Source organism: Neobacillus sp. SRL179 (genome assembly GCF_984799095.1).
The window spans coordinates 330,476-345,000 of the sequence record NZ_OZ481792.1 but is presented as its reverse complement, the minus strand read 5'-3'; the positions used below and the strand labels follow the sequence as shown (position 1 = coordinate 345,000).

The 14,525-nt window shown below is 40.5% G+C and carries 10 protein-coding genes and 2 riboswitches (1 of these 12 cut by a window edge); all 10 genes read right to left on the bottom strand.

Annotation, left to right across the window (positions count from 1 at the left end):
* Positions 1-1,840 carry the 5' portion of a glucose-specific PTS transporter subunit IIBC gene (gene ptsG, locus AC4E8C_RS01850; RefSeq protein ID WP_490209804.1) on the bottom strand. 206 nt of this gene lie to the left of the window's left edge, so the window shows 1,840 of its 2,046 coding nt (coding positions 1-1,840); the start codon lies at positions 1,838-1,840; its stop codon lies beyond the left edge, outside the window.
* A 183-nt stretch (positions 1,841-2,023) separates the two neighbouring features.
* Complete coding sequence (gene glcT, locus AC4E8C_RS01845; protein WP_490209802.1) at positions 2,024-2,866, bottom strand: glucose PTS transporter transcription antiterminator GlcT; 843 nt, start codon at positions 2,864-2,866, stop codon at positions 2,024-2,026.
* 105 nt (positions 2,867-2,971) lie between these two features.
* Positions 2,972-4,099 (bottom strand): ABC transporter permease, encoded by a 1,128-nt coding sequence (locus AC4E8C_RS01840; protein WP_490209801.1) that lies wholly within the window; start codon positions 4,097-4,099, stop codon positions 2,972-2,974.
* Complete coding sequence (locus tag AC4E8C_RS01835; protein WP_490209800.1) at positions 4,092-5,279, bottom strand: ABC transporter permease; 1,188 nt, start codon at positions 5,277-5,279, stop codon at positions 4,092-4,094. The genes AC4E8C_RS01840 and AC4E8C_RS01835 overlap by 8 nt, the downstream gene beginning before the upstream one ends.
* A gap of 12 nt (positions 5,280-5,291) precedes the next feature.
* Complete coding sequence (locus AC4E8C_RS01830) at positions 5,292-6,230, bottom strand: ABC transporter ATP-binding protein (RefSeq protein ID WP_490212435.1); 939 nt, start codon at positions 6,228-6,230, stop codon at positions 5,292-5,294.
* A 202-nt stretch (positions 6,231-6,432) separates the two neighbouring features.
* Complete coding sequence (locus tag AC4E8C_RS01825) at positions 6,433-7,761, bottom strand: NCS2 family permease (RefSeq protein ID WP_490209799.1); 1,329 nt, start codon at positions 7,759-7,761, stop codon at positions 6,433-6,435.
* A 109-nt stretch (positions 7,762-7,870) separates the two neighbouring features.
* Positions 7,871-7,972, bottom strand: a riboswitch (purine riboswitch).
* Positions 7,973-8,068: 96 nt separating this feature from the next.
* Positions 8,069-9,589: a glutamine-hydrolyzing GMP synthase gene (gene guaA / locus AC4E8C_RS01820; RefSeq protein ID WP_490212434.1), complete on the bottom strand. Its 1,521-nt coding sequence runs from the start codon at positions 9,587-9,589 to the stop codon at positions 8,069-8,071.
* A 141-nt stretch (positions 9,590-9,730) separates the two neighbouring features.
* Positions 9,731-9,832: riboswitch (purine riboswitch) on the bottom strand.
* 73 nt (positions 9,833-9,905) lie between these two features.
* Complete coding sequence (locus tag AC4E8C_RS01815; protein ID WP_490209797.1) at positions 9,906-12,110, bottom strand: transglutaminase TgpA family protein; 2,205 nt, start codon at positions 12,108-12,110, stop codon at positions 9,906-9,908.
* Positions 12,110-13,330, bottom strand: a complete 1,221-nt coding sequence (locus AC4E8C_RS01810; RefSeq protein ID WP_490209796.1) for a DUF58 domain-containing protein — start codon at positions 13,328-13,330, stop codon at positions 12,110-12,112. The genes AC4E8C_RS01815 and AC4E8C_RS01810 overlap by 1 nt, the downstream gene beginning before the upstream one ends.
* Complete coding sequence (locus tag AC4E8C_RS01805) at positions 13,330-14,271, bottom strand: AAA family ATPase (protein ID WP_490212433.1); 942 nt, start codon at positions 14,269-14,271, stop codon at positions 13,330-13,332. The genes AC4E8C_RS01810 and AC4E8C_RS01805 overlap by 1 nt, the downstream gene beginning before the upstream one ends.
* Between the last annotated feature and the right edge of the window lie 254 nt (positions 14,272-14,525).

The following is a 14,525-nucleotide window of genomic DNA, read 5'->3' as shown; positions in this document are numbered from 1 at the left end:
GTCCTTTTAAGTTAACGGTGTCGATCCCTACATGGATAACTATTTCTCGACCCATATCGGATAATATGCAGATTGCATGTTTAGTTGGGAATAGGTTAACAACTTTTCCGTTAACAGGCGAAACCACTAGTCCTTCTTCCGGTACAATCGCAAATCCATCACCCATCAATTTTCCTGCAAATACCTGATCGGGTACTTCCGTAATAGACTTCAATTCCCCTTTAAGCGGTGATGCGAACACCTCATTTTCACGTTCAGTTTGTAGCATATCTGGATTTGATTGCTCAGTTGCTGCTGTTGTTTGATAAAAAGCTGCACTAGGCCGTTTTCCTAACATAATATCCTGCATTTGACCTTTAATTATTTCAGAGCGGGGACCAAAGATTGCTTGAATATTGTTACCCACTTCAACTATTCCCGTTGCACCAAGTCTTTTTAATTCATTTTTATCAACGTCTTTACTATCATTTACTGAAACACGCAATCGTGTAATACAAGCATCTAGATCAGCAATATTTTGCTGTCCACCCATTGCATCCAGAATATTATAAGCGAGGTCGCCAGCTTGTCCGGTTACATCTTTTTCAACAATAGCCGTTTCTTCATCTTCTCTGCCTGGAGTCTTTAAGTTAAACTTTTTAATCACAAATACGAAAATAAAGTAATAAATACCTGCAAAAATCAATCCAAGCAGAATGGCAATCCACCAACGCTCTTTCCCTGGAAGGATTCCAAATAAGACAAAGTCAATCGCTCCGCCGGAGAATGTGTAGCCCAAGTGAACCTTAAACATCGCCATTAATACAAATGAAAGTCCATCCAATACAGCGTGGACAAAAAATAGCAACGGCGATACAAATAGGAATGAAAATTCAAGTGGTTCTGTTATCCCTGTTAAAAATGAGGTTAATGCAGCAGAGCCAAGTAAACCTGCTACTAGCTTTTTCTTTTCAGGTTTTGCTGTATGATACATAGCCAGTGCAGCAGCTGGTAAACCAAACATCATAATTGGGAATTCTCCCTGCATAAAATAACCAGCAGTGAGTTTTACATTATCTTTTAATTGTGCAAAGAAAATGGTCATATCGCCATGGACGATATTGCCGGCAGCCGTCTTATAAGAACCGAACTCATACCAGAACGGTGCATAGAAAATATGATGCAAACCAAAAGGTATTAGCAGTCGTTTAATGAATCCAAAGAAGAAAACTGCTATATAGGTTCCGCTGCCTAACAGCCAGTTAGAAGCACTATTCATTCCATGCTGAATGGGCGGCCAAATAATCAATAACAAGAGACCTGCGAGTAACGAAACTACTGCCGTCATAATCGGAACAAAACGTTTTCCTGCAAAAAATCCTAAAAAAGATGGCATCTCTATTTTGTGGAAACGATTATAGCAATACGCAGCAATTAAACCAGTTATAATCCCGCCAAACACCCCTGTTTGCAGCGTAGGGATACCCAATACAGTTGCGTAACCCGGATCTCTAGCAACCATATCAGCTGTAACACCAGCCCATGTACTCATAACCTGATTTAGGACAAGGTAACCTACAATCGCAGCAAGAGCAGCAGCGCCATCTCCTGCTAAACCAATAGCAACACCCGCAGCAAAAATAAGAGCTAAGTTTCCAAAGATAATACTGCCAGCATCCTCCATTACATTTGCAATCAGCTGAATCCAGTCTGCATTTAAGAATGGCAAATAATCAAGCGTTGTTGGCTGCTGCAAGGCATTACCAATTCCCAACAGCAAACCCGCTGCTGGTAAAAGAGCTACGGGCAGCATTAATGCTTTACCGATTTTTTGTAAGACGCCAAATGCGTTTTTAAACATATCAGTTCTCCTAAATTTTCTATTTTAGCCCAAAACGTTTTCATATTGTGAAAAAATCCATTAAAAAAGGCAGGAGTAAAAAGAAAATTAAATGAAGTTATGGGTATAAACTACCCAGAAACCCTCATTCCAATCACTTTTTACTCATGCCTGACCGAATCAGTAACACGTAAAAAATCAATGCTATTTAAATTTGTTTTGAAGTCTCTGCAAATGCATGGTTAAATACACTGCTTCTGCATCATAAACTGTCTTTTTTAATGTTTGTTGCATTACTTTGATGAGCTTCCAAGCGAGATTATAGCACATTGGATATTCATCTTTAAATAGGGCAGCAATTTTATCTGGTTCTTCGACTTTTTCATCCTTCATGACGCGATCAATCGCAAAGTGGAGATGACGGACAAGCCTCACGTAATCGATGCTGTCTTTATCAATCTGGATTTCAAACTGCTTCTCCACCATTTCAACTAGTCTCGTAACAAGCTGGGAGTGTTGATTGACATCTGAAAGTTTTTTATTTGTAATTGCACTGTGGATGTGCAGAGCAATAAAGCCTATCTCGTCTATAGGAAGATTTATGCCCGTCTTTTCTGAAATATGGTGTACGACTTCTGCCGCTATCTCAAACTCGTATCGATAAAGTGCTTTTGTTTCAATTAAAAACGGATTTCTCGTTTCCACTCCTTGCGACGCTCTGTTGAGAGCAAACATTAGATGGTCTGTTAATCCCACATGAATATGTTCATTTAATTCAGAATGGGTACGTTGTTTAATTAAAGCGATTGCAGAAATAATCACTTCTAAAAAGTCATTATCGATAAACGGAAGCAGTTTGATATAGTTTTCTTGGTTTTTTTCATTTTTTAGAACGAAGAGCTTTTCGACTGCATCTGTATCGATATAGTCTCCTGGTTTCTGATTGAATCCAATGCCTTTACCAATTAAAACGACTTCTTCATAGGAAGGGTGTTTAGCGATTAGGACATTATTATTTAACACTTTATCAATTTGTAAGTTTGCCAAACCTTTCCCCCATTTCCTCATGCCCACATATGTATTTCATGTTATAAGAGGGGAAAGAGGAAGTCAACGACTTTATCCGACAAATTTTTTACATTTCAAGGAAATTTATTCAAATTTCATCCTTCTTAATCCTATGACAAAGAACAGGATGGTAAATGCCAGCAACGCAGCAGAATCTTTCATTAATGATCCAGCGTGCAGGCTCCCGCTAATAATTTCTTTAAATCCTGCCATTGCCCAAAATTGCGGTACAGCTAATGCGATTTTCTGCATAAGATCTGGGACCACATCGATTGGCCAATAAACACCGCCGAGCATACAAGTGCTTACAATGAGGACAGTGCCTATTGCAGTTGCTTGCTGCTTAGTTTTGACGAGACCAGCAATCATTAGACCAAAGCCAACAATACATAAAATAACCAATGATGCAAAAGGAATGATATAGGTTAATTTTCCCCAGCTAGTCTGAAACAGTAAGTTCATCGTTGTCATCAGAACGGCTAGTTGAATCCACCCCATGAAAAAATAAGCAAGCAAATACCCTAAAATGATTTGCAATTTACTTACGGGGGAAACCATTAACCTTCCCCAAGTACCACCTAACCGTTCATCCAGAATCATAGAAGCGGCACCGGAAAGACCAAACATCATAAACATAATGGCAAAACCAACAAACATAAGATTAATTTCCGCTGAGTTATTCGAATCCTTTTGGATCATCTGCTTTTCAATCTCTATGCCTTTTTGGTTGGTCATCGCTTCTATCACCTTAGGAAATGCCTCCTCGTCAATATTGGCAGCAGCCTGATAGGCCCGCAAGACTAACCCCGAGGTCCCTTCTAATTGAGCAGATAGCGCGATATAATCTTCTGTTTTTCGTTGAACAATCACATCAAATAAAGGTTCTTTAGCTTGGATTCTTTGACCTAAGTTTTCAGGTATAACGATTGCAGCAACTGCATCCTCCTCAGAAACATTACTTTCAGCCTGATGCCGCGATGTCTTTTTCCAGTCAAAATGGTCATCCTTTTTTAAAAGATTTAAAATCTCCCTGTTTTCATTAGAGTTACCGGAAACAACGTTAACCAATGGTTTTGTTTGTTCGGAGTTTGCAGCCATCCCGCCGAAAATCCAGCTAAACAGCGCCGGCATGATAAACATCAGTACCCATACACCAGGAGATTTAAAAAACTCCTTTAATCGCAGCGAAACAATTGTCCAGATTTTACGCATATTTCCGCCCCCTTTCCAATGAAAGACGAAATAGGCCGATAAGAAAAAAGACCATACCTAACCCAAGCGATCCTGCAATTGCAGGCAATATATCAGATACTGCAGCACCAGTCATCAGTTTTATATAAGTTTGTAAGGCAAGTCCATTAGGCAATAGCTTTGTGGCAGCAATGACCCAGTCAGGAAAAATATACAACGGCACCATGCTTCCGCCCAAAGCGGACATGATTTGTGTACCAAAACTCCCCGCAACACTAAATGCCTTTTCTGTTTTGATGAAGGAACCGGCTAACACACCAAGCCCGCTAGCGTTCACAACAAACGCAACTGTCAATAGCATAATACCTGGAATAGAAGCACCCCAATCAACACCAAAAATCAAATTGGTGCCGATTATAATGATACAAGCTTGGGTTAAACAAATAATAATTAACCCTAGCATTTTTCCAAGTAAATAATTGGGGTAAGTTAAATTTGTAAGGAGTAATCGGTTAAACACATCTTGTTCTTTCTCGAGAATCATCGTAGAAACACCTTGGACGACCGTCATGAGTAAAAACATGACGCCCATCGCAGCCGCATAATATTGAAATGAACTAACTGGTTTGGTCTTTGCGTCGATTGTCGTTTCTCTTATGAGTGGTTTATTTCCATAGCCTTCCTGGACAATGGCACTTTGACCTCCAGCATTAACAGGCTGCGCCAACTGCGAAACGGCTGCTTCAATCGGAAGGGACCGAGAAAACTGCTCGATCACACTTTGAACAATGGTTGCCTTAATAACGGTGTCAGGCACCGAAATTAATTTTACTTTTGTTCCGTTTCCAGTCATTAGGGATTGGGTAAAATCCTTTTCGATTACTATGCCAACGGATAATTTGTGGTCTTTTATCTTTTGATACAGTTCATCTTCTTGATAGTGTTTGACTTTAATTTGCTTAGACAAGCTTTTGGAGAGAACTTCGTCTGTTAAGACTTTGCTAAGCTGTCCTTGATCTAAATTAACTACACCTAAGGTAAACTTTTTAATCGCAAAATCTTCATCTTCTTTCATCATGTTTCCAAAGGCAGAGCCTAAAATGGCAATTAACAAAAGCGGCATTATAATTAACATTAAAAAGGCCTTTTTATCACGTACCACGAGTAAAAGATCCTTCCAAGCCAGCCACCAAAATTTCATCTTTTCCACCCTCTAATCTCTTAAGTTTCTTCCAGTCAGATGTAAAAAGACACTTTCGAGGTTCGGTTCAACAATATCCACAGAGGTAATTTTTGTGCCCGTTTTCGTTACCAACTGAATGAAATCACTTAATATGATTTGCGGTTCTTTATGAAAGACCAACACTTGGGAATTTTCGACTTGAATATCCTTTTCAGGTACAAGATTGGTTAATTCCTGCCTAATTTTCTCTCTATTCGCGCTTTCTTTTTCAATGGTTAAAATGATTTTCGAATGGTCGCCGATGGTTTCCCTCAGCTCACTCAATGTGCCGGAGGCAATCAGTTGGCCATGATCGACAATTCCAATTCGTTCACAGAGGTACTCAACCTCCTCCATATAATGACTAGTATAAATGATAGTCATTCCTTCGGCGTTCAGCTGCTTTACTGTCTCTAAAATATGATTTCTGGATTGAGGGTCAATTCCAACGGTTGGTTCATCCATAATCAGCAATTCCGGTTTATGTAGGATGGCTGCCCCAATATTCACACGTCGTTTCATTCCACCCGAAAAGGTTTCGACCTTATCCTTAGCTCGTTCGGTTAAACCAATGATTTCAAGCACCTCATCAACGTTCTTCTCAAGGGTGCTGCCATGTAAGTCATACATTCTTCCCCAAAACTTTAAATTTTCCCGTGCTGACATCGACTGGTAAAGAGCAATCTCCTGCGGGACTACCCCAATCCACTTTTGAGCTTCCTTTTGCTGCTTACTGACGTTAATCTCCTTAATATGAATGTCACCCGATGTTGGAGGAAACAATCCTGTTATCATATTAATGGTTGTTGATTTTCCCGCGCCATTTGGACCCAGTAATCCATAAGATTCTCCTTTTTCGACTTCAAAACTAACCCCCTTTACTGCCTCAAATTTCCCAAAACTCTTTCGCAGATTCTGGACGGTTAACATATTCATTGGTAACCACTCCTTTTTACCTATTTCTTTTCACTTCCTATCATACAATGTATTTTTAGAAAAAGTATCAAAATTATGATAATTTTACCAAATATACATATGCTGATAATCGCCTGGCAAATCCATGTGTTGAACTAATCTCAGACGTAAAAAAAGGGACTGTGAATAACACAGCCCCCGCTACCATCATGAAACCTTATTTTAAGAAGATAAAGTATAGAACAAAGATCACAAAGAAGAAGTACATCACTGGATGAATCTCTTTTGTGCGGCCTTTTACAAGCATGGTGATTGGATAGAAGATAAACCCAACCGCAATACCGGTTGCAATACTGTAAGTCAGCGGCATCGTTACCATGGTTAAGAATGCCGGTACAGCAATTTCAAACTGTTTCCAATTAATTTTTCCTAATGAAGAGACCATTAAGACCCCGACGATAATTAAGGCTGGTGCTGTAACAGCTGAGGTAATGACAGATAATAATGGAAAGAAAAAGATCGATAAAAGGAATAATGCTGCTGTTACTAATGAAGCAAACCCTGTTCTAGCACCTGATGCAACCCCTGCAGTTGACTCGACAAACGACGTAGTCGTTGATGTACCAAGAATCGCACCAACACTTGAAGCAATCGAATCGGAAATTAATGCTCTTCCTGCACGTGGAAGCTTATTGTCTTTCATAAGACCAGCTTGATTTGCAACCGCAACAAGTGTACCGGCATTGTCAAAGAAATCAACAAACAAGAACGTTAAAATAACGCCAAGCATCGCAGTCGTGTAAAACGAACTGTCTCCAAATGATGAAAAGGCAGCGCCAAAGGTTGGCTCTATACTTGGTACTTTACCAATGATTTGGTGAGGCACTTTAATTTCTCCAAAAATCATACCAACAATGGCCGTAATGATCATGCCATAAAAAACTGCACCCTTAATTCCTTTTGTCATCATGATGACAGAGATGACAATCCCGAAGACCGTTAGTAATGGTCCAGGAGCTGTTAAGTCGCCTAATCCAACAAGCGTTGCATCATTGTTGACAATCAGTTGTGAACTTTGTAAACCAACAAAAGTAACAAACAAACCAATTCCTGCACCAACGGCATGCTTTAAATCAATGGGAATCGCATTGATGAGTTTCTCGCGAAGACCTGTTAAGGTTAGTAAAAAGAAAACAATTCCGGATATCAATACAGCCCCTAATGCATGCTGCCAAGGAATTCCACTGCCTAAAACGACCGTGTAAGCAAAGAAAGCATTTAAGCCCATTCCTGGTGCTAAGGCAAGTGGATACTTACCGATAAGTCCCATGATAATCGAACCAAGGGCCGACGCAAGAGCTGTGGCGACAAACACTGCACCATAATCCATTCGTAAAGCATCGGGTAAATCCTTGACTGAAGCAAGTGATAAGGTTAACGGGTTCACGACTAGGATATAGGCCATAGCCAAGAAAGTCGTGATTCCTCCAATAGTTTCGCGGCGATAACTTGTACCGTATTTTTCAAACTCAAAATACTTCTGCATTTCTATTCCCCCTATAGATCTCTCTTTATTACACAAAAAACGCTCCGGTATCTTCTACCGGAGCGTCTGACTTTAGGCATGTGCAAAAATAAATAGAGGAAATGCCTCTTTATTTCAAACACTGCCTCGTAGTCAAGCCATTTACGGTGGCTCGGTAGAAACTTTTGGGCCATATTCCCAACATTATACGATGCAATTTATTAAGTTCTTATCAGTACTTTTACATTTTAACAGGTAATTTGAACCTTGTAAATAAAAAATACGAACGATGTCGTAGTAAATTTTAACATCGTTCGTATTTTATAAATTATTCCCACTCGATCGTTGCTGGCGGCTTGCTGGTAATATCATAGACAACCCGATTGACATGGGCTACCTCGTTCACAATTCTGGTGGAGATGACTTCTAGTACATCCCACGGTATTCGTGCCCAATCAGAGGTCATCCCATCAATGGACGTGACTGCTCGAATACCAATCGTATAATCGTATGTTCTGGCATCACCCATAACACCGACGCTGCGAATATCCGGCAGAACCGTAAAGTATTGCCAGATTTCACGATCAAGCCCGGCCTTTTTAATTTCCTCTCGTAAAATCCAATCGGACTCACGGACAATTTCTAATTTATCTTCTGAAAGTGCACCGAGCACGCGGATACCTAGACCTGGTCCTGGGAATGGCTGTCTCCAGACAATTTCATCTGGAATACCAAGTTCCGTACCAAGTGCGCGGACTTCATCTTTAAAAAGCGTATTTAACGGCTCAATCAACTTAAATTGCATATCTTCCGGAAGCCCGCCAACATTATGGTGGGATTTAATCGTTTGGGCGGTTGCTGTGCCGCTTTCAATAATATCGGTATAAAGCGTTCCTTGGGCCAAGAACTCAATGCCCTCGAGTTTGGTCGCTTCATCGTCAAACACATAAATAAACTCATTGCCAATAATTTTCCGCTTTTTCTCTGGATCTGAAACGCCCTCAAGCTTTGATAAGAACCGCTCCTTCGCATCCACCTTGATGACGTTCATATGAAAGCCTTCTGCAAAAGTCCGCATGACACTTTCCGCTTCATTTTTTCTTAGCAAACCATGATCAACAAAGATGCAGGTTAATTGATCCCCGATCGCTTTGTGGATTAATACAGCTACAACCGAGGAGTCAACCCCGCCGCTCAAGGCACAAAGGACCTTTTTGTCACCCACTGTTTCACGAATCTTTGCCATTTCCACTTCAATGAAGTTGCCCATCGACCAGTCGCCGCTGCAGTTACAAACTTCAAACACAAAATTCTTCAAAAGCTCATTTCCGTATACAGAATGACGGACTTCAGGGTGGAACTGTACTGCATAAAGCTTCCTTGCTTCATCGCTCATTGCAGCAATTGGACAATGTGGGTTCGTCCCATCAATGGTAAACCCTGCTGGTGCTTCCATCACTAGGTCGCCATGGCTCATCCAGACCGTTTGCTCATTTGGAAGTCCGGTAAATAATGCAGATGAATGCTCAATGGTCATGGTTGCCTTGCCATACTCACGCTCTTTTGCCTTTTCTACCTTTCCATTAAAATGAACGGTCATGAGCTGCATGCCATAACAAATCCCTAAAATTGGCAGGCCCATTTCGAAAATAGCTTCATCACAACGGAAGGAATTTTCATCATAAACACTGTTAGGTCCTCCGGAAAAAATAATCCCTTTTGGATTCAACTTACGGATTTCCTCTGCTGTAATCGTATGCGGATGTAGTTCACTGTAAACGCCGAATTCACGAATTCTTCGTGTAATCAGCTGATTATATTGACTTCCAAAATCTAAAACAATCACCATATCATGATTCTCTGTCAAAGCAGCCACCCCAATTTTCTAAAGTTATAACTAGCATTTACCAAAATAAAAATAAAAAAACTAGAACTCTCCCCCCAAAATATCAGGAAGGCAGAATTCTAGTTATCTCGCAAATATACATTTAGAAAAAAATTCTGCCTTCATAGTCAGGCCTTTTACGGCGACCCGGTAGAGACTCTCGAACCTTATTTTCGAGGATATATGAAGGAAACGTACCCTATATACACAAAATGCGTTGTGATTAGCTAACACTTTGCATTCAATTTGTTCATATTGTATCAATAGGATGTTTTTCTGGTCAAGCGATTGTCTTTTTAATTAAATTTTCCCACAATTCCCGGGACTCTTTCCAAGTTCCCTCAGGGAGACTTTGATGATAGAGATATTGTTCATACAAATAAGTTAACTGTGTCATTTCCCGAGTTGAAAAGAAAGTGTCAATATAACGGGCATAGTGGCGAAGGGTTTGATTCTCCTTCCTTGTTAGACCGTACCGTTCGAATTGTCTCAATAATACTAAATAGGCCGAACTAATATTTTCATCCTTCTTTTTAAACTTATAAAGCAGCAGAATCACATAGGGTGACCATTTTCCACGCAGCCGATAAATCAGCGCAACGAACCCGGCCAAGAGGACCACAATGAGCAGGATGATGCTCCAATTGTCTTTCATGCTCTTCCAGATGGTTTTTAAATCAAAAGAATTTTTTGATTCTGATGTTTGGACATCTTCCTGTTTCTCTTCTTGCTGTGGTTTTTTAACTGATGGCGCGAGTGTTTGTTGATTACTTGACGAAGTTCCTCCTTTTATATCGTAATTAATCGAGATTTCATTCGTAAAGCCCTTTGTCGGTTCAAACGGGATCCAGCCTTGATTAGGGAAATAGACTTCTACCCACGAGTGGGCATTATTATTGGTTACCTCATAGTACTGTTTGGATGAATCATCCGGACTATATTCTTGAAAATCTCCGCCTGTGTATCCCTTTACCCAGCGGGTCGGAATGCCAAGCGTTCTAAGCATGACCGCCATGGACGTGGAAAAATTATCACAATAGCCGCGCATCGTCTCAAATAAAAATTGATCAACATAATCATCGTTTTCCCCAGGTACTGCTACATTTTTTTGATCATACGTAAAACCGGAATTCCCAAAATATCTTTCAACGGCTCTCGCCTTATCAAACCAGTTTGTCTTCCCTGCTGTAATTTTTTCCGCTAGTTCTTTTACCCGGGGCGGTAACTTCTCAGGCAGTAAGGTATATTTCTGATAAAATTCTTTATTCATGTCTGGAGGAAGGCTGGTTGTAACCATTAAATCAGTTGCTTTATATTTTGGAATCTCAAAATCAACTGTAAAGGCTCTAGGCACGGTTGGTTTTTGATTGCTATCGTAATAACTGATCCGCTCAATCGGGGTATCCATCATAAATTGGTTGTTTGGCTGGTTAAAAGGAAGAATCTTTACAATTCTTTTAATACCGGCAGGATACATGAGAAAGTTATAATCATAACTGCCATTCACCATTACACGAGCTGATTCCTTAATAACCTCCACTCCATCAGGAATCGAATGAAGGGGAACTAGGTCGTCTTGTTTAAATGGAATGGGTGTTGTTTCTGAAGTAATCCATCCCTTTCCCGTGTACATATCCTTTGTTTCCATCTTCCAATAATTCTTGCCATTCCCTTCGTAGACAAAGACGGATTGGTCATCCGCCATAAACGGACCACCTAATGCACTATCATTGGTTCCATATCCAATTCGATGCGGACCAGCTTTAATACCAGTGTCACTCCGGTCATTATTAGCTGTAAAATATGGGACAGGGTCCGGCCAAATCGGCGCTGCTTTTGGTGCCGCCAATCCCACCAATACACTAATAACAATCATCACCGTCAGGGGCACCATCCATTTTCGTAGAAAGGATGAATCATAATCCACCTTTTCCTTCTGAATAATCCGATAAAAAGTCAGCATACCCATGACCGCAAAGCCCGTTATCACCGTGCGAACAATGGCTGTTTTGGCACTATAGGGCGTAAATGTATCTAAAACGGTTATATACACCAAGGTCATAAAGAAAAAGGTAAATATTCGCTGCCGTTTTAATAGCCAATACTCAACTAAATACACCATTAACCACAACAGAATGAAAAACAACAGTGTACGGAATTCATTGGTTAAGTCATTCCACTGCCTATCTAGCAGCATCCCCATATTACCGCCAATAGTTACGATAAATGACTTTAGCCAGCTAATTTGAAAGAAGCTTCCTTCATAATAAAAGTAATGGATCGAACCTAAAATCAATACTAGCTTTATGACAATTTGCCAGATTGCTCTCATCTTCAAAAAAGAAACCGCAAAAGAAATGATTAAAAACACAATAAATGTTCCTAGACTATCAGTTTCTGTTAATTGCCCTATTGGCCTTAACCACTCCCATAAGAGGAAGAAGCTAAGTGTATATAAAAGAAACGACGGAATATTTCTTCTCATTAGCGTAGACTCACCTCCGAAAAGGCTGCTTTATGATTTCCCTCATGGACCATGACCACACGAATACCTCTGGCATTTGCTATTCCTAGTAATGACCGTTCATTTTCTGTTGGCAGTTCATTTTGCCCCTTGATCAGAAACAGCGTAATGGTCCCTTTTTTTTGCCCTAAAAAGCTTGCCTTTTCAATCAAGGGTTTTGTTAAATGGGCTGTAACAAGCATAAAGGACACGGTTTGTTGGATGAAAAGCCCCTCTGTCTCCAAAATCTTTTCAAAGGGCCTGATACTATTAGATTCAATTTTTGCCAGATGATAAAAGATCCGCCTTAGGTGTTGTTCCCCGCCGCTAATGGGAAAGGAGGCTCGCTCTTTACTGAATGTCAGTAATCCCGCCTGTGCCCCCTTTTTCAAAATCGCACGCACAAGTGATGCTGTAAAGGATACGATCGGCTCGAAATGTTTATCCGGAGCACAATCCATGACAACAAACACATCATGGGATTGGCGTTGCTCAAATTCCTTCGTCATAATTTCATTTCGCTTCGCACTTGCCTTCCAGTTAATCCAAGAAAAACGATCGCCCGGCTGATAATCTCTGACCCCGACTGCCATAGAAGTATCACGTTGGACACGTTCTCTCGAGGCAGTTAACCCTTGATCATACTGATTTTCAAACGGCTGGTATATAAGCTCTGAATATGCGGGATAAACAATAATTTTCCCTGGGGCCTCCACTGTTTTTTCCTTTTCAAATAAGCCGAGCGGGTCACCAATTCTTAATGTGAAGGCTTCAAATTGATGCTCCCCGCGCGGCAGTTCATCAATCACATAATCATAGGAAAATTCCTTTTTCAAACCAGGCAGGACCAGTACCTTTGCTTTTCTTTCCTGGCGGGTAAATTTCAGCGTTCCTTGTAAACGGTCTTCGACAAGTAAATAGAAGAGCGGGAAGGCTTTTGCCCTTTTTACATGTACCGTAACTATTAAAGTTTCTCCAGCATTGTAATCCGTTTTCTGAAGAACCCTTGTTACTTCAAGTTCATTTAGTGAATAAATGGAAAGAGCCACGCAGTAAATCGCAAACGGCAAGAAGCTATAAAACAAAAACCAGCTGACAAATCCTCCTTGGAACATCGCATATGAAAAAGCTAGCACAATCAATAGAAACAACAGGATAAACTTCCATACTTTTATGAATGGAATCCATAGTTTTTTCATCATTACCTCGCAAGCCTTTGGACTGGGACTGGGACCCTTGCCACCACTTGATTAACAATACCCTCAGCTGAAATGCCTTCAAATTTTGCTTCAGATTTTAAAATAATTCGGTGTGATAATACGAATGGGGCTAAGTATTGAATATCATCTGGGAGCACATAATCGCGAGCATACATAAATGCATAGGCTTGGGCAGCTTTCATCAGAGCGATCGAACCACGTGGACTAGCCCCCAGATAGACACTGCCATGTCCTCTCGTCCGATTAACAATATCGACAATATACCGCTTAATGGTATCGTCTACATACACATCTTTCATTTCATTTTGCAGCTCCAGCAGACCTTCGAGGTCAACCACAGGAGATAATTCTTCAATCGGCGGTACCTTTTGAGCTCGATTAAGTACCTCCATCTCCTCCAGAATATCGGGATAACCCATTTTCATTTTTAATAAAAAACGGTCAAGCTGTGCTTCCGGAAGCGGGTATGTCCCTTCATATTCGATCGGGTTTTGTGTGGCCATAACAAAGAACGGCTTACTCAATCGGTGGGTCACGCCATCAATGGTGACACTCGCTTCTTCCATTCCTTCTAAAAGAGCAGACTGGGTTTTCGGGGATGTCCGGTTAATTTCATCGGCAAGGATAATGTTCCCCATCAGCGGTCCTGGGCGAAATTGAAATTCCATCTCTTTTGGATTGTAAATAGAAACTCCTGTTACATCCGAAGGCAGCAAGTCTGGAGTAAACTGAATTCTGCGGAATTGAGCATTAACAGATTTGGCAAGAGCACGAACCATCATCGTTTTCCCAACGCCAGGCACGTCTTCAAGCAGCACATGGCCGCCTGCGAGTAGTGCCACTAAACTCAATTCAGCCACATTTCTTTTTCCAATCATCACCTTTTCGATATTGGCAATTATTTTCTCTATCGTGGGATTCATTTGATCATGAGACAAGGTAATTCCTCCTTAGGTGAATAAGACCATTTTTTATGGCATTCCTCTATGTAATTCTCTTTTTTCTGGAAAATTCCTGTTAAAAAGACACACAATCTTCAAACTAGCACAAAAATTAGACGGGCGGCCAAACAAAATTGTTTCAAGGATGTTTGGAAGAAAGCTAGAATTCTTAAAGAAGTGAAAAAATTTTTTACAAATTTTAAATCTTTTTTTTACTAGTTCTCGTTTACTAATTG